We start from the raw sequence: 15,883 nt of genomic DNA on the forward strand, positions 1-15,883 counted from the left end.
CGGGCACCGTCGAAACGTCTCCCCATTGACACCCATGCACCGGAGCCATCAGGGTCCGGGAATGAGGATGAACGCGGGACCCATGCGGGCCGCGGACAAGGCCCGACAGAAGGCCTTCCGCACGGCCTTTCCCTCTTACGGCCAACGGCCGTCCTGGGGCGGCCGGTTGTTGCGCCTGTTGGGGTGGGGCCTGCTGCTGCTCGCCGCGTTCCTGGCGATTGTCGTCATCGACGGGTGGCGTGCGTTCGGCAGGGCACCGGAAGGGGCGCGGCTGGAGCGGCTGACGCGCTCGCCGCAGTGGCAGGACGGGGGGTTCGTGAACCCGCAGCCCATCCTCAACAACTGGGAGCGGACGCTGACGGACCTGTTCCACTCGAGCCCGGAGAGCACGCCCCGGATGCCGGTGGTGGTGGACCGCATCGACCCGAAGCGCTTCGCCACGCCGCCCGAGGACGGGCTGCGCGTCACCTGGCTGGGGCACTCGTCCACGCTGGTGGAGGTGGACGGGCACCGCGTGCTCACGGACCCCGTGTGGGGCGAGCGCACGTCGCCGCTGGAGTGGATTGGCCCGAAGCGCTGGTTCCCCGCGCCCATCGCGCTGGACGCGCTGCCGCCCATCGACGCGGTGGTGATTTCGCACGACCACTACGACCACCTGGACTTCGCCACCATCACGGCGATGAAGGACTGGAACACCACGTTCGTGGTGCCGCTGGGCGTGGGCGCGCACCTGGAATACTGGGGCGTGCCGGCCAGCCGCATCGTGGAACTGGACTGGTGGGAGCGCACGAAGGTGAAGGGGCTGGACATCGTGTGCACGCCCGCGCGGCATGCCTCGGGCCGCTTCCTCCAGCAGGACAAGACGCTGTGGGCGGGCTGGGCGCTGGTGGGGCCCCAGCACCGCGTCTACTACTCCGGCGACACGGGCCTGTTCCCCGCGATGGAGGAGATTGGCGCGAAGCTGGGGCCGTTTGATTTGACGATGATTGAAACGGGTCAGTACGGCGCGGGCTGGCCGGACTGGCACCTGGGGCCGGAGCAGGCGGTGCTCGCCCACCGGCTGGTGAAGGGCCGGCTGCTGCTGCCAGTGCACTGGGGGCTGGTGACGCTGGCGTACCACGGCTGGACGGAGCCCATCGAGCGCTCGCTGGTGGCCGCGAAGCACGACGGCGTGGGCATCACCGCGCCCCGGCCCGGGCAGGACTTCCTCGCGCTGGCGCCTCCGCCCGTGGAGCGCTGGTGGCCCGACCGCCCGTGGAAGACCGCGGAGGAGGCCCCCATCGTGGCCAGCCAGATTCCGCCGAAGCTCCGCGAAGGACACCCGGCGCTGCCGCTCCTTCCGGTCCCCACCACCGTGAGCCCGCAGGCCGCGAAGCCCACGACTCCGAATGCGCAGCCAGCACCGTCCCCCGTGGGTCCACAGCGAGCGAGCCCGACGGTCGCGGCTCCGCAAGCCACGCCGGGCACGGCAGCTCCCGTTCCGCAGGGTGCGGGAACGCAGCTCGCGACTCCGCAGGCCGAACCCCCTGTCGCGAGTCCTCCGGCGATGAACGCGGCGACGTCCGCTCCGCAGGGCGCGGCGACGCAGCCCGCGACCCCACCATCGGACGTGCCCGCTCCGTTGGGTGTGGGGGCGACGGTCGCGACTCCGCATGAGTGACGTGCGGAGGGCCGCGCTGCACGCGGCCTTCAGGGCCACGGCCTACGTCGTGCGCCCGCACCCGCTCGTCGGCAACCGCGAGCACGTGCTGCGCGTGGACGCCGCGCACCCGGCGCTCGACGCCGCGCTCACCGCGCACGGCTTCACCACCTGGGCCTTCATCACCGCGTGGAACCCCCGCGCGCAGCCGTGCCCGCCCGACACCAACGCGCGCCTTCAACAGCGCCTCATCGCGCTGCTCGAAGCCCAGGGCCATCCGAGCGTGTCCGCCGTGGGCGTGGCCGACGACCGGCGCTGGTTCGAGGAGAGCCTCTTCGTCCCCGGCCTGTCCCGCGATGAAGCCCTGCGCATGGGCCGGCTGTTCGACCAGGAGGCCGTGCTCTGGGGCACCGTGGGCGGCGCGGCGGAGCTGGTGCCGTGCTCAAGCCCTCCGACCTGAAGCCTGTCCCTGGTTGAGAAGGTGAGAAGGTGAGAATCCCGCGGAGGCCCCCGCCGGGGGCGGACCGCGCGAACCTGTCCGACAGTCGGACAGGTTTGGACCTCTCCGGGTGTCGGAGGGGGTCCGCATGGAGGCTTGGGGCTTGGAGCGCTTCCGCCCCTGACCCGATACTGGGTGTCGTCCAGGCCACATCCGCCCGGACGACACCCATTCGGAACCCGGCCCTCACACCCGCGCCACGCAACGCTGCCAGGGTTTCGCGCTTTGCCGCGTACACCGCTTCCCACCCCAGGAGCCGCCTCGATGCAGCCTTCCGTCCCCCGCGCGCGTGATGTCGCGCGTCCCAGCGTCTTCCTCCTCGCCGGTGCGTTCGTCACCGGCCTGCTGCTCGCCTTCCACGGCGGCTGCGGCAGCAACGAGTGCGTCAACGCCTTCGACTGCCAGGAGCAGAACCCCGCGCCGGAAGGCCAGGGCTGGACCTGCGTGGACCACGTCTGCCAGGCCGTCACCTTCCCGCCTCCGCCGGGCGGGGACACGGACGCGGGCACCGGCACGGAGGACGCGGGCACCGGCGGCACGGTCGCCGTGAAGATCATCGCCTTCAACGACTTCCACGGGCAGCTGGAGCCCGCGACCGGCACTGGCGGCCAGATTCACGAGCGCCTCCTGGCGGACGGCGGCGTGGACACGGCCAGCCGCGTGAACGCGGGCGGCGCGGTGTACTTCGCCCGCTACATCGCGGAGCTGCGCGCGAAGAACCCGAACTCCGTCGTGGTGTCCGCGGGTGACCTCATCGGCGCCACGCCGCTGCTCTCCGCGCTCTTCCACGACGAGCCCACCGTCGAGGCCATGAACCAAATCGGCCTGGACATCGCCGCCGTGGGCAACCACGAGTTCGACGAGGGCGGCTCGGAGCTCTTGCGCATGCAGAACGGCGGCTGCCACCCGAAGGACGGCTGCCAGGACGGCACCGGCTTCACCGGCGCGAAGTACAAGATCCTCGCGGCCAACGTGGCCACCGGCCCGGACCGCACCCTCTTCCCGCGCTACGACGTGCGCACCTTCGAAGGCGTGAAGGTCGCCTTCGTCGGCATGACGCTGGAAGGCACGACGAACCTCGTGACGCCCACGGGCATCGCCGGCCTCCAGTTCAAGGACGAGGTGGAGACCGTCAACGCGCTCGTCCCCGAGCTCAAGGCGCAGGGCGTGAACGCCGTCGTCGTCGTCGTGCACGAGGGCGGCACGCCGGGCGTCGACTCGCTCTACAACGAGTGCAAGGGCTTCACCGGCCCCATCGTGGACATCGCGAAGAACCTGGACCCCGCGGTGAGCGTCATCGTCAGCGGCCACACGCACCAAGCCTACAACTGCACGCTGAGCGGCAAGCTCGTCACCAGCGCCGCGTCGGTGGGCCGGCTCGTCACGGACATCGACCTGACGCTGGACGCGGCCTCCGGCCAGGTGGTGAAGGCCCAGGCCCAGAACGTCATCGTCACCCGCACCGTGACGCCCGACTCGGACATCAACGAGCTCATCACCCGCTACAGGGGCCTCACCACGCAGCTGGAAAACCGCGTCATCGGCTACATCTCCCAGACGCTCCTCCGCGGCAACATCCAGACGGACCCCAGCGGCCAGTCCACGATGGGCTTCGTCATCGCGGACGCGCAGCTGGAGGCCACCAAGGGCGCGAACGTGGGCGGCGCCCAGATTGCCTTCATGAACCCGGGCGGCGTGCGCACGGACCTGGTGCGCAACCCGGCGGACCCCAATGACAACGGCGCCGTCACCTACGGCGAGGCCTTCACCGTGCAGCCCTTCGGCAACACCCTGGTCACCGTGACGCTGACGGGCGCTCAGATCGAGCGCCTGCTGGAGCAGCAGTTCCAGCTCGCCAGCCCGCGCATCCTCCACCCGTCCGTGGGCTTCCAGTACGCGTTCAGCGCGTCCGCGCCCGCGGGCTCCAAGGTGGACCCCGCCAGCATCCAGCTCAACGGCGCGACGCTGGACCCGGCCGCCAACTACCGCGTCACCATCAACAGCTTCCTCGCCCCCGGCGGCGACGGCTTCACCGTCCTCACGGAGGGCACCAACCCGGTGGGCGGCGTCGTGGACTCGGACGCGCTGGAGGCGTACCTCAGCGCGAAGAGCTCGGAGGCCGCGCCGCTGCCGGCCCCGGCGCTCGACCGCGTCACGCGGCTGCCGTAGCCGTCACTGGGGACCCGAGCCCCCCGTCGCGGGGCTCGCTTCGCTGGGCAGGGAGGTGCGGGGGATGGGCGACTGGGCGGAGCTGATGTCCAGGCGCCGTGCCCCCGTCACCTGCTGCGCCAGCTCATCGAAGTCCAGCTCCAGGAACTTCCCGGAGCCCTCCTCCGGGAGCGCGAAGCGGATCCGCCAGTAGTTGGGGCGGATGCGCACCGCCTCGCCGCTCTGCGCCAGCACCAGGCCGTTCTGGCGGGCGTACTCCGCGCCCGCGTCGACGACGTTGCGTTCGCCCAGCTCCTCCTGGACCGCCTGGGAGCTGGGCGGCACGGGCGGGCGGCCCGTGGGGCCAGTGGCACAACCCACACCCGCCAGGAGGGCAGGCAGCAGAGCAGCGGCGAAGAGGCGGGGCAGCATGCCCGAACCTTGGGCACGCCTTCGTCAAGCTGCACCGTGGGGCGGCTTGCGAAACCGCCACCTGTCGCATGCCTGCCCGGAGGAACGGCGCGGGGCCTGCTCCTCCGGTCCCCGCTGGAATGCAAACCTACTTGGGCGTCGGCACGCCGGAGGCGCGCTCCACGACCTCGTCGATGAGGCCGTACTGCCGGGCCTCCTCGGCGCTCATGAAGTAGTCGCGCTCGGTGTCCTTCTCGATGCGCTCGATGGTGTGGCCCGTGTGCTTCACGAACAGGCCGTTGAGGTACGTGCGCAGACGCAGGATTTCCTTCGCCTGGATGTCGATGTCCGTCGCCTGACCCTGCGCGCCGCCCAGCGGCTGGTGGATCATGATGCGGCTGTTGGGCAGGGCGTAGCGCTTGCCCTTGGAGCCCGCCAGCAGCAGCAGCGCGCCCGCGGAGGCCGCCTGGCCCACGCAGATGGTGGACACGGGGCACTTGACGTACTGCATCGTGTCATACATCGCGAGCGCCGCCGTGACGGAGCCACCGGGCGAGTTGATGTAGAGGTTGATGCCCTTGTCCGGGTCCTCGGACTCCAGGAACAGCAGCTGGGCGACGATGAGGTTGGCCACATCGTCGTTGATGGGCGTGCCCAGGAGGATGATGCGGTCCTTGAGCAGACGGCTGTAGAGGTCGTACGCCCGCTCGCCGCGGTGCGTGGTCTCAATGACGAAGGGGACGTTCATGGCTCCCGTACCCTAATCGTCCCCCATCCCGCGCGCTCCCCCCTTCTTGCCGGAGCGTGCGCTGCCCCACGCTTGGGCGGGTCGCAGGAGGGCCTACAGGTTCCCGGTCATCTTCTCCGGGCGCACCCACTGGTCGAACTGCTCGGCGGTGACGAGCCCCAGCTCCACCGCCACCTCCTTCAGCGTCTTGCCCTGCTTGTGCGCCGTCTTGGCGATCTTCGCCGCGTTGTCGTAGCCGATGTGCGGGTTGAGCGCGGTGACGAGCATCAGGCTGCGCTGGAGGTTCTCCTGGAGGCGCGGGAGGTTGGGCTCGATGCCCACCGCGCAGTTCAGGCGGAAGCTGCGCATGCCGTCCGCGAGCAGGCGGCAGCTCTGCAGGAAGTTCTGGATGATGAGGGGCTTGAAGACGTTGAGCTCGAAGTTGCCGGACGCGCCGCCCAGGGAGATGGCCACGTCGTTGCCCATCACCTGGGCGGACAGCATGGTGAGCGCCTCGCTCTGCGTGGGGTTCACCTTGCCCGGCATGATGGAGCTGCCCGGCTCGTTCTCCGGGATGTTGATTTCCCCGATGCCCGAGCGCGGCCCGGACGACAGCCAGCGGATGTCGTTGGCCACCTTGAACAGCACCGCCGCCAGCCCCTTGAGCGCGCCGTGCGCCTGCACCAGCGCGTCGTTGGCGGCCAGCGCCTCGAACTTGTTGGGCGCGGTGACGAAGGCGTGGCCGGTGAGCTTCGCGATTTCGGCCGCCACGCGCTCGGCGTAGCCCGGGGGCGCGTTGAGGCCGGTGCCCACGGCGGTGCCGCCCAGCGCCAGCTCCAAGAGGTGCGGCAGGGAGGCCTCGATGTGGCCCCTGGCGCGGTCCAGCTGCGCCACGTAGCCGCTGAACTCCTGGCCCAGGGTGAGCGGCGTCGCGTCCTGCAGGTGCGTGCGGCCAATCTTCACGATGGACTGGAAGGCCTGGGACTTCTGCGCGAGCACGTCGCGCAGGGCCTGGAGCTCCGGCAGCACCTGCTTCACCACGACCTCCACGGCGGCCACGCTCATCGCGGTGGGGAACACGTCGTTGGAGCTCTGGCCCTTGTTGACGTCGTCGTTGGGGTGGACCTTGCGCCCCTCCCCGCGCTCACCGCCCAGCACTTCCGAGGCGCGGTTGGCCAGCACCTCGTTGCAGTTCATGTTCGTCTGGGTGCCGCTGCCCGTCTGCCACACCAGCAGGGGGAACTCCTCGTCGTGCTGGCCGGCGAGCACCTCATCCGCGGCCTTCACGATGGCCTGGGCCTTCTCCTGGGACAGCGAGCCGTTCTCCTGGTTCACGAGCGCGGCGGCCTTCTTCACCAGCACCAGCGCGTACACGAGCGCCAGGGGCATGCGCTCCGAGGAGATGGCGAAGTTCTGACGGCTGCGCTGCGTCTGCGCGCCCCAGAGCCGGTCGGCGGGGACTTCGATGGGACCAAAGGTGTCCTTCTCGATGCGAACGTTCTTCGTGCTCACGGTGGCGCCTTTCCCAGACAGGAACGATGTCCCGCGCGATTAACACCGCCGCCCCGTCCCGGCAGGACGGAGTGACGGGCGGATGCCGCATCCCCAACGCTCGGCGAGCGAGGAGGCGGACAGGACGCCCGCTCACCCGGGGCGTTGCGGCGTTAGTGTCACGCCGTGAGCACCCCTGGAATCATCAAGGCCCTCTTCCTGGCCCAGGAGCGGGGCGCGCCCATGCGCCGGGTCCCGGAGGCCCACGCCGTGGAGCAGCACGGCTTCGAGGGCGACCGTCATCAGCGGCGGGCAGTGGGCCACAAGCGCCAGCTGCTGCTGCTGGACGAAGCGCAGCGCGCGGCGCTGGACGTGCCCGAGGGCGCGCTCAAGGAGAACGTGCTGGTGGAGGGCCTGTCCCTGGACGCGCTGCCACCGGGCCAGCGGCTGGCGCTGGGGGACGCGGTGGTGGTGGAGCTGACGGAGCCCTGCGTCCCGTGCTGGAAGCTGGACGCCCTGCGCCCCGGCCTGCTGAAGGACAGCTGGGGCCGGAGGGGTCAGCTCGCGCGGGTGCTGAAAGCGGGCACCGTGCACGAAGGCGACACCGTGCGCCTGCTGGACGTGAACCCGGACGCACCGCGCATCATCCGGCCGAAGCTGCCCTGATCAGCGCTCCCAGAGCGCGCCCAGCTCCAACGGCACCGCATCGAAGGGCGCGGGGTGCACCGTGCCTCGCCCGAGATGAACGCCAGACAAGGTCCATTGCCCCTCCCGCAGCTGGTGGATCTCCAGTCCCTCCTCCAGCGGCTTGATGAACCACAGCCACTCCACGCCGGCCCGGGCATAGACACGCATCTTCGGTCCCCGGTCCCACCTCCGGGTGGAGGGGGACAGCACCTCGCAAATCCAATCTGGCGCCAGGGAGAAGACGGGCGTGTCTGGCATCCGCGGCATGCGCTCACGCCGCCATCCCGCCAGGTCCGGCACCAACGCGTCCCCCGTCCCCGGGAAACGCAGCTCCGGTTCATCCAGGATGAGCCACCCGCCCGGCCCGTCACGTCCCCGGTCGAAGGGGCCATCCAGCAAGGCGCCCAACCGCGACGCCGCCCGCGTGTGGCGGGACGCCGGTCTGGGGCTGACGACCAGCTCCCCTTCGATGATCTCCCCCACCTTCGTCGGCGGCACGTCCTCCAGGACGGCGTACGTCACCGACTTCCCCTTCCCACTCCCGTTGCCATCGCCCATGCGCGCCAGGATGCCCCCTACCCCTGACATCCTCAAGCCAGCGGCCCACCCGAAGTCCGGAACACGGGAGCAGGAAGCCAGGCCCGTGCAGTGCTGGCCGCCCTGGAGCCTGTGAAAACAGGCTTACTTTGAATAATTCAAATCACGCCTGCCTGCGTGACGGAGTGAACGGTTCCGTGACACACTTTTTCTCAACCGTTCCTCACGGCTCCTGGGGCGTCTGGTTATGTCCATGTTGTGGATGGGATTGGCGCTGACCGTTGGGGGCCAGCTCCCCCCCGATGGTGTCGCGCAGCTGCGGAAGGTGGACGGCGTGATGCCGCACCTGCGGCGGCTTGCCGAGGACCCGGAGGTGGTGCGGGCCATCCGCGACCAGAACGCGCGCCGCACGCCGCTCGCCACCATCCAGCAGCACGACGCGGAGTGGATGGCGACCCCCGCCCTCACGCCCTTCAAGCAGCGCGTGCTGGACGCCCCCTGCACGGGCGCGCTGCGCCGCCTGCGGGAGCGGCTGGGCCCGGCGATGGCGGAGGCCTTCACCATGGACGGCCAGGGCGCGCTCGTCTGCGCCAGCCGGCGCACGTCCGACTACTGGCAGGGGGACGAGGCCAAGTGGCGCCTCACCTATGCCGGGGGCCGGGGCGGACCGGCGCTGCGCGAAGCCCCCTTCTTCGACGAGTCCTCCCAGGCCTACGTCATCCAGGTGTCCCTCCCCGTCCGCGACGGCGCCCAGGTCATCGGCGCGCTGACCGTGGGCCTGTCCCTGCTCGACCTGTGACGCCCACCGCCTCTTCCCAGGGTCTTCGCGAATGCGCCTGCTGTCCGGTTTGAAGTTGCGGGGCCGCCTCACGCTGTGGGTCTGCCTGCTGCTCGTCGCGGCCCTCACCCCCGTCGTCGTGGTGGGCGTCCACGTCATCCGGCGCAACCTGGAGCAGCAGGTGCACGGCGTGCTCCAGGTGGAGGCCGAAGGCCTGCAAGACCTCATCGAGTCGTCCCTGCACGAGCGCGAAGCGAACGCGCGCGCGTGGACCGAGGACGCCATCGTGCGCGGCGCGCTCCTCTTCGACACCTACGCCAAGAGCGACGCGGTGCTCGCCTCGCTCAACGGCCGGCACGCCAGCTTCGCGGGCCTGGTGCTGTTCACCCCCGACGGGCGCGCCGTCTCCGTGAGCCGGCCGGAGCTGCGCCAGGCCTTCGCGGGCCGCGAGCAGGAGGTGCGCGCCGCGCCCTGGTTCCAGACGGCGCTGGAGGACCGGCTGGACCCCGCCGTCCTCACGGGCGCCCTCACGAGGAAGGACCCCTTCTTCGCCCGCCAGGTGATGCCCCTGGCCCTGCCCGTGCTCAGCCCCATCTCCGGCGCGCGGGTGGGCGTGCTGCTGGCCGCGTATGACTGGGACCAGCTGGAGGAGGTGGTCGCGGGCGCGCTCCAGCGCTCGCGGGACCGGGGCCAGAAGAGCTTCACCCTGGAAATCCTCGCGCCGGGCGGCGGCCGCCTCTTCAGCTCCCGGGCCGCGAACGCGCCGGCCCTCGTGGACCCCGTCCGGGCTGAAGCCCACGACGACAAGGCCCGCTTCGCCGCGGGCCGGGCCTGGCGCTTCGTGGCGGCGATGGACGCGCAAGAGGCCTTCCTGCCCCTGCGGCGCTTCCTGCAGCTCAGCCTCTTCGCGGTGATGGCCCTCCTGGGGCTGGCCGTCCTGGCCGCCTGGGCCCTGGCGCGCGGTGTGACACAGCCCATCACCACGCTGAGCGAGCTGGTGTCCCGCGTGGTGCGCGAGGGCGACCTCACCCAGCGCGTGGAGTCCCGCGGCGCCCGGGACGAGGTGGGCGAGCTGGCCTCCGCCTTCTCACGGATGATGGACCACCTGCGCGAGTCCACCACCAGCCTCCAGCAGGCCACCCGGGTGCTGGGCCAGACGGTGGGCGAGCTGACCCAGGCCACCGAGCAGCAGGAGCGCAACCTCACCCGCCAGGGCGCCGCCATCCAGGAGACGCAGGTCACCGCGAAGGAGATCCAACAGACCTCGCAGCTGGCCGCGGAGCGCTCGCAGGCGGTGCTCGCGCTGGTGGCGCGGGCGCGCGAGGCGGGCGGCGCCGGACAGACGGCGCTCGGCGCCAGCCTGGACGGCTTCGAGGAGCTGCGCGACCACGGGGCGCGCCTGGCGGAGGGCATCTCCTCCCTCCACGAGCGCACGCACCAGATTGGCGGCATCACCCAGACGGTGAAGGACCTGGCGGACCAGTCCAACATGCTCGCGCTCAACGCGGCCATCGAAGCGGTCCGCTCCGGCGAGCACGGCAAGGGCTTTGGCGTGGTGGCGCGGGAGATCCGCAGCCTCGCGGATCAATCCATCCAGGCCACCGGCCGGGTGCGCGAAATCCTGGACGCCATCCGCGGCGGCATCCGCGACACCGTGGCGCTCTCCGAGGAGGGCCAGCGCCGCTCCGAGGCGGGCCTGGCCCAGGTGCGCGAGAGCGGCCAGAGCCTGCGCGCGCTGACGGACATCATCCAGGACAACGCGTCCGCGGCCCAGCAGATCGCCGCCGCCGTCATCCAGCAGAACGCCGGCATCGCCCAAATCTTCACCGCCGTCACGGAGCTGTCCGGGATGATGGACGACACCCTCCAGGCCATGTACGGCACCCAGCGGATGACGCTCGCCCTGCGCGGCGTGGCCGAGCGCATGGAGTCCGTGGCCGGCGTCTGGCGCGTCTAGCCGGACGCGCCAGCCCCCAGGCCACGCCAGGAGCGGCCTAGACGCGCTTCTCCCAGCGGGGCGTGTCGTCGTCCACCGGCGCGTTCGCCACCTTGGACACCCAGTCCAGCGGCCCCTGCAGCGGGGCCCGGCCATGGGCCTTCGCCGGGAGGAACGCCCAGAGCAGCAGGTAGAGCCCCGCGCTCATCCCGCCGGACGCGAAGAACATCAGCACGAACGCCACCCGCACCAGCGCCGGATCCACGCCGAGCTCGCGGGCCAGCGCCGCGCAGACGCCCAGGAGCGCCCGCCCCTCGCCCCGGTGCATCGGCACCGTGCGCGTGCGGCAGTGCGAGCAGCGCGTCGCCTCCCCGGACAGCTCCCTCGAACAAGCCCTGCACCGTGTCGTGACGTCCATGAGGTGACCTCTCCATCAGATCCCCGCTTGGCACATGGGGGTCTCATTCCTACCTACGGACCCCACCGCCGGCGATTGCCCTCCCCCTCCAACACCGTGATTCCGGGGGTTTGTGTCCGGCTGCGTCAGTCGATTTACAGATTTAATCCGGATGATGTTGACAGCCTTACAGGCAAGCAGGTTCTGATTCACCAAGGCTTCCCATCCCTAGACGGTGGGAGCATCTTTCAGCCCGTTGAGCCGTTTTTACAACGCATCTCGTCAGGAGCCGACATGGACGCGCGCACCTCCCAGAACCCCCCGGCCTTCGGCCCCGGCGTGACCGTGGAGGGGGCCTGGCATCCGGACTACGCGGAGGTGCTGACGCAGGACGCCATGGCCTTCGTGGCCAAGCTGGTCCGCACCTTCGGTGAACGGCGGGAAGCCCTGCTGGAGCGGCGCAAGAAGGTGGCGCAGGCCTGGCGCAAGGGCGAGCGCCCGCACTTCCTGCCGGAGACGGCGGACGTGCGGAAGGGCGACTGGCGGGTGTCCCCGGTGCCCGCGGACCTGCAGGACCGGCGCGTGGAAATCACCGGTCCGGTGGACCGGAAGATGATCATCAACGCGCTCAACTCCGGCGCCAGCGTCTTCATGGCGGACTTCGAGGACGCCAACAGCCCCACCTGGGACAACGTGGTGCGCGGCCAGCTGAACCTGCGCGACGCCGTGCGGAAGACCATCTCCTTCACGGCGGAGAACGGGAAGCACTACGCGCTCAACGACAAGCACGCCGTGCTCTTCGTGCGCCCGCGCGGCTGGCACCTGCCGGAGCGCCACGTGCGCATCGACGGCAAGCCCATCTCCGGCGCGCTCTTCGACTTCGGCCTCTTCTTCTTCCACAACGCGCGCGAGCTGCTGAAGCGCGGCACGGGCCCCTACTTCTACCTGCCCAAGATGCAGAGCCACCTGGAGGCCCGGCTGTGGAACGACGTGTTCCACCTGGCCCAGAGCGAGCTGGACATCCCGCGCGGCACCATCAAGGCCACGGTCCTCATCGAGACGCTGCCCGCCGCGTTCGAGATGGACGAAATCCTCTACGAGCTGCGCGAGCACTCGGCCGGCCTCAACTGCGGCCGCTGGGACTACATCTTCAGCTTCATCAAGACGCTCCAGTCCGACGACTCCGTGGTGCTGCCCGACCGCGGGCAGGTCACCATGGACAAGGGCTTCCTCAACGCCTACTCGCAGCTGCTCATCCAGACCTGCCACCGCCGGGGCGCGCACGCCATGGGCGGCATGGCCGCCTTCATCCCCATCAAGGGGGACGCGGCCGCCAACGACGCGGTGATGGCCAAGGTCCGCGCGGACAAGCTGCGCGAGGCGAAGAACGGCCACGACGGCACCTGGGTGGCGCACCCCGGTCTGGTCCCCGTGGCGAAGGAGATCTTCGACGCGCAGATGCAGGGCCCCAACCAGGTGGCCAACAAGCGCGAGGACGTCCGCATCACGGAGGCGGACCTGCTCCAGGTGCCCTCCGGCACGCGCACGGAGGAGGGCCTGCGCCACAACATCCGCGTGGGCATCCAGTACACCGCCGCGTGGCTGGGCGGCCTGGGCTGCGTGCCCCTCTACAACCTGATGGAGGACGCGGCCACGGCGGAAATCTCCCGCGCCCAGGTGTGGCAGTGGATCCACCACGGCGCCACGCTGGAGGACGGCCGCGAGGTGACCCAGGAGCTGTTCCGCAAGCTGCTGGCGGAGGAGATGGCGCGGATGGGCCGCGAGGGCGCCGTCGAGCGCTACGGCCAGGCGCACATGGAGAAGTCCCGCGCCCTCTTCGAGCAGCTGTCCACCGCGCCCGCCTTCGAGGACTTCCTCACCCTGCCGGCCTACGAGGCCCTCGACCCGCAGTCCTGAACCTCTTCCACACGCGGTACCGACGTCTTCTTCCACCCTTCACCGTAAGCCCGAGGAGTCCTGGCATGTACGACGCGACGCCGACCACTTCCGATGCCTCCCCTCACGCGAAGCTCCATGCGCAGCGCTTCGAGGGAATCAAGCGCAACTACTCCGAGAAGGACGTGGAGAAGCTGCGCGGCTCCATCCGCGTGAGCTACACGCTGGCGGAGCTGGGCGCCCGCCGCCTCTGGGAGCTGCTCCACACGGAGGACTACATCAACGCGCTGGGCGCCCTCACCGGCAACCAGGCCGTGCAGATGGTGCGCGCGGGCCTCAAGGCCATCTACCTGTCCGGCTGGCAGGTCGCCGCGGACGCGAACAACGCCGGCCAGATGTACCCGGACCAGAGCCTCTACCCGGCGGACTCCGTCCCCAGCGTGGTGAAGAAGATCAACAACGCCCTGCGCCGCGCGGACCAGATCGACCACGCGGAGGGCCGCAAGGACCGCAACTGGTTCGCGCCCATCATCGCGGACGCGGAGGCCGGCTTCGGCGGTCCGCTCAACGCCTACGAGCTGATGAAGGGCATGATTGAAGCGGGCGCCGCGGGCGTGCACTTCGAGGACCAGCTGGCCAGCGAGAAGAAGTGCGGCCACATGGGCGGCAAGGTGCTGGTGCCCACCAGCCACTTCGTGCGCACGCTGACCGCGGCGCGCCTGGCGGCGGACGTGATGGGCGTGCCCACGCTGCTCGTGGCCCGTACGGACGCGGACAGCGCCAAGCTCCTCATGAGCGACGCGGACGAGTACGACCACGCCTTCATCGACAAGGCGGCGGGCCGCACGGGCGAGGGCTTCTACCGCATCAAGGGCGGCCTGGAGTGCGCCATCGCGCGCGGCCTGGCGTACGCGCCCTACGCGGACCTCGTGTGGTGCGAGACCAGCACCCCGGACCTGGCGCAGGCCAAGGCCTTCGCCGAGGGCATCCGCAAGCAGTTCCCCAACAAGATGCTCGCGTACAACTGCTCGCCGTCCTTCAACTGGAAGAAGAACCTGGACGACAGCACCATCGCGAAGTTCCAGCGGGAGCTGGGCGCCATGGGCTACAAGTTCCAGTTCGTCACCCTGGCGGGCTTCCACGCGCTGAACTTCTCCATGTACGAGCTGGCCCGTCAGTACAAGGACCGCGGCATGGCGGCCTACAGCGAGATGCAGCAGTCGGAGTTCGGCGCGGAGAAGCACGGCTACACCGCCACGCGCCACCAGCGCGAGGTGGGCACCGGCTACTTCGACCAGGTCGCCGAGGTCATCTCCGGCGGCAGCGCCAGCACCCTGGCCCTGCACGAGTCCACCGAGGCCCACCAGTTCTAGGCCGGGCGGATCATCCCCGAGCCTGAAAGGCCCTGAAGGCCGTGGCGTCCCAGGGGAAATTCCCCCAGGATTCCGCGGCCTTCGCCGTTCTCCCACCCCAAGAGGCAACTTCCGGGGCCCCCGGGCGATAATGGGGAGAACGAACTTGAAGCCCCACAGGCATGCCCACGGGCGTGCCTGGGTTGAACAGGGGCCTTTTTGACGGGAGCCGCCATGAACCGCATCACGTCCCTCTCCGGTCCGCGGGTGCAGCCGGCCACGACGAACACCGCCTCCTCCGTGTCGGGCAGCCGCTTCGGCTCGCTGATGTCGGGCGCGGCCGCGCAGCCCAAGGCGGGCGCGCAGCTGACGGGCGGCTCGGTGGTGTCGTCGGCGCTGGCGCAGATGGGGGCCACGCCGCACGGCGGGCTGCTGAACGCCTACACCGCGGGCGCCACCTCCACGCCGGTGAACGTCACGGGCCAGCAGCCCCAGCAGCAGGCCGCGGGCTCGCAGACGGGCGCGCAGCCCCAGAGCGAGGAGATGAAGGCCATCGAGGACCTGGCCATCATGTCGTCGGTGTCCATGTCCCAGTCCATCCTGCACATGGGCGGCATGAAGCTGACCCTGGACCGCGACTAGTTCTCGCGCCCCAGGGCCGTCCTTCACAGCACTGACTTCACGAGAAGCCCTGGGGGAGACCTCAGGGCTTCTTCTTGTCGCTGTCGGCGTTGTACTTGTCGCGGATGCCGTCGTGCCGGTTCCGCGTGTCGTTCCAGGGCTCATCCGCCTCGGTGCGCTGCCCGCCGTTCTGCCCGGCGACGTCGTTGAGCTCCTCGGCGCGGCCTTCCGAAGGCACCCGGTCGCCGTGCTCTTCCGGATCCTTCTGCTTGCTGGGGTCCAGCGGGATGCCGGCGCTCTTCTTGAGGTATTCGTCCTTGGGGTCCATGCCGTCATTCCTCCCTTGAGCCCTCAAGGTGGTGACGGAGTGCCGTTCCGGGAGCGGCCGGGCGGCCAGGGGGCCTCTTCCTCAGTTGAGGTACTTCGGCTTCGCGGGGGCCGCTGGGGCCGGTGCCTGGGCCTTCATCATCTCCAGCCCCTGGCGGGTGAGGACGAAGCGGACCACGCCGGAGCCGCGCTCGGTCTCAATCTCCGCCTCGAAGGCGGGCCCGGCGATGCCGCCCAGGGACACGTCCTTGCGCAGGTTGTTCACGCGGCCGGAGAGCAGATCGCCGGCCACCTCGCGTGAGCCCTCGCCGCGCGAGTACAGCTCGAAGGCGGCCTCGTGCAGCGTCATGGCCAGCGCCGGGGTGAGGGGCTGGGAGCTGAAGAGCACGGAGATGAGGAGCCAGTAGGGCGTCTGTTCAGCCATCGCTGGAGTGTAA

Annotated in this window: 16 protein-coding genes; 9 read left to right on the top strand and 7 right to left on the bottom strand. The window is 70.3% G+C overall.

The features are described 5' to 3' along the window. Positions 1-67: 67 nt before the first annotated feature. From NR792_RS21950 to NR792_RS21960, 3 genes are all read left to right on the top strand, one after another. Entirely contained in the window at positions 68-1,660 is a 1,593-nt protein-coding gene (locus tag NR792_RS21950) for an MBL fold metallo-hydrolase (RefSeq protein ID WP_375754629.1), read from the top strand. After that, on the top strand, positions 1,653-2,099 hold the full coding sequence (locus NR792_RS21955) for a DUF3293 domain-containing protein (protein ID WP_375754630.1): 447 nt from the start codon (positions 1,653-1,655) through the stop codon (positions 2,097-2,099). Before NR792_RS21950 ends, NR792_RS21955 begins: the two co-directional genes overlap by 8 nt. A 303-nt stretch (positions 2,100-2,402) precedes the next feature. Then, a complete protein-coding gene (locus NR792_RS21960) occupies positions 2,403-4,307 on the top strand; it encodes a bifunctional metallophosphatase/5'-nucleotidase (protein WP_375754631.1) in 1,905 nt (634 codons plus the stop codon). Positions 4,308-4,310: 3 nt separating this feature from the next. Here NR792_RS21960 and NR792_RS21965 read toward each other — a convergent pair whose 3' ends face one another. The 3 genes from NR792_RS21965 to fumC form a co-directional block, all read right to left on the bottom strand. Then, a complete protein-coding gene (locus NR792_RS21965; protein ID WP_375754633.1) occupies positions 4,311-4,718 on the bottom strand; it encodes a hypothetical protein in 408 nt (135 codons plus the stop codon). A gap of 127 nt (positions 4,719-4,845) precedes the next feature. Beyond that, the gene (clpP, locus tag NR792_RS21970; RefSeq protein ID WP_223744146.1) at positions 4,846-5,445 is read right to left on the bottom strand and encodes an ATP-dependent Clp endopeptidase proteolytic subunit ClpP; all 600 of its coding nucleotides are present in this window, start codon (positions 5,443-5,445) and stop codon (positions 4,846-4,848) included. Positions 5,446-5,538: 93 nt separating this feature from the next. After that, on the bottom strand, positions 5,539-6,936 hold the full coding sequence (gene fumC, locus NR792_RS21975) for a class II fumarate hydratase (protein ID WP_375754634.1): 1,398 nt from the start codon (positions 6,934-6,936) through the stop codon (positions 5,539-5,541). 165 nt (positions 6,937-7,101) lie between these two features. Between fumC and NR792_RS21980 the strand changes: the two genes are divergently transcribed. Further along, positions 7,102-7,581: an MOSC domain-containing protein gene (locus NR792_RS21980; RefSeq protein ID WP_375754635.1), complete on the top strand. Its 480-nt coding sequence runs from the start codon at positions 7,102-7,104 to the stop codon at positions 7,579-7,581. Here NR792_RS21980 and NR792_RS21985 read toward each other — a convergent pair whose 3' ends face one another. Continuing rightward, on the bottom strand, positions 7,582-8,160 hold the full coding sequence (locus tag NR792_RS21985; RefSeq protein ID WP_375754637.1) for a Uma2 family endonuclease: 579 nt from the start codon (positions 8,158-8,160) through the stop codon (positions 7,582-7,584). 241 nt (positions 8,161-8,401) lie between these two features. On the opposite strand from NR792_RS21985, the gene NR792_RS21990 reads away from it, so the two are divergent. Both NR792_RS21990 and NR792_RS21995 read left to right on the top strand, forming a co-directional pair. After that, positions 8,402-8,938, top strand: coding sequence for a PDC sensor domain-containing protein (locus NR792_RS21990; RefSeq protein WP_375761667.1), 537 nt, complete (start codon positions 8,402-8,404; stop codon positions 8,936-8,938). A gap of 31 nt (positions 8,939-8,969) precedes the next feature. Then, positions 8,970-10,874, top strand: a complete 1,905-nt coding sequence (locus NR792_RS21995; RefSeq protein ID WP_375754639.1) for a methyl-accepting chemotaxis protein — start codon at positions 8,970-8,972, stop codon at positions 10,872-10,874. Between the two features lie 37 nt (positions 10,875-10,911). Here the strand turns inward: NR792_RS21995 and NR792_RS22000 are convergent, their stop codons facing one another. Beyond that, a complete protein-coding gene (locus tag NR792_RS22000) occupies positions 10,912-11,271 on the bottom strand; it encodes a PspC domain-containing protein (protein ID WP_375754640.1) in 360 nt (119 codons plus the stop codon). A gap of 273 nt (positions 11,272-11,544) precedes the next feature. Between NR792_RS22000 and aceB the strand changes: the two genes are divergently transcribed. The 3 genes from aceB to NR792_RS22015 all read left to right on the top strand — a co-directional run bounded on the left by aceB (position 11,545) and on the right by NR792_RS22015 (position 15,140). Then, positions 11,545-13,167, top strand: a complete 1,623-nt coding sequence (aceB, locus tag NR792_RS22005) for a malate synthase A (RefSeq protein WP_375754641.1) — start codon at positions 11,545-11,547, stop codon at positions 13,165-13,167. A gap of 65 nt (positions 13,168-13,232) precedes the next feature. After that, positions 13,233-14,519 carry an isocitrate lyase gene (gene aceA, locus NR792_RS22010; RefSeq protein WP_375754642.1) on the top strand — a complete coding sequence of 429 codons (1,287 nt, stop codon included), beginning with the start codon at positions 13,233-13,235 and terminating at the stop codon, positions 14,517-14,519. Positions 14,520-14,732: 213 nt separating this feature from the next. Further along, on the top strand, positions 14,733-15,140 hold the full coding sequence (locus NR792_RS22015; RefSeq protein ID WP_375754643.1) for a hypothetical protein: 408 nt from the start codon (positions 14,733-14,735) through the stop codon (positions 15,138-15,140). A 61-nt stretch (positions 15,141-15,201) separates the two neighbouring features. Here the strand turns inward: NR792_RS22015 and NR792_RS22020 are convergent, their stop codons facing one another. After that, positions 15,202-15,447, bottom strand: a complete 246-nt coding sequence (locus tag NR792_RS22020; RefSeq protein ID WP_375754644.1) for a hypothetical protein — start codon at positions 15,445-15,447, stop codon at positions 15,202-15,204. An 81-nt stretch (positions 15,448-15,528) separates the two neighbouring features. Continuing rightward, positions 15,529-15,870, bottom strand: coding sequence for a hypothetical protein (locus tag NR792_RS22025; protein ID WP_375754645.1), 342 nt, complete (start codon positions 15,868-15,870; stop codon positions 15,529-15,531). Positions 15,871-15,883 lie beyond the last annotated feature (13 nt).

The sequence above is a fragment of the Corallococcus exercitus genome (assembly GCF_042231735.1).
In the GTDB taxonomy this organism is placed as follows: Bacteria; Myxococcota; Myxococcia; order Myxococcales; family Myxococcaceae; genus Corallococcus; species Corallococcus exercitus_B.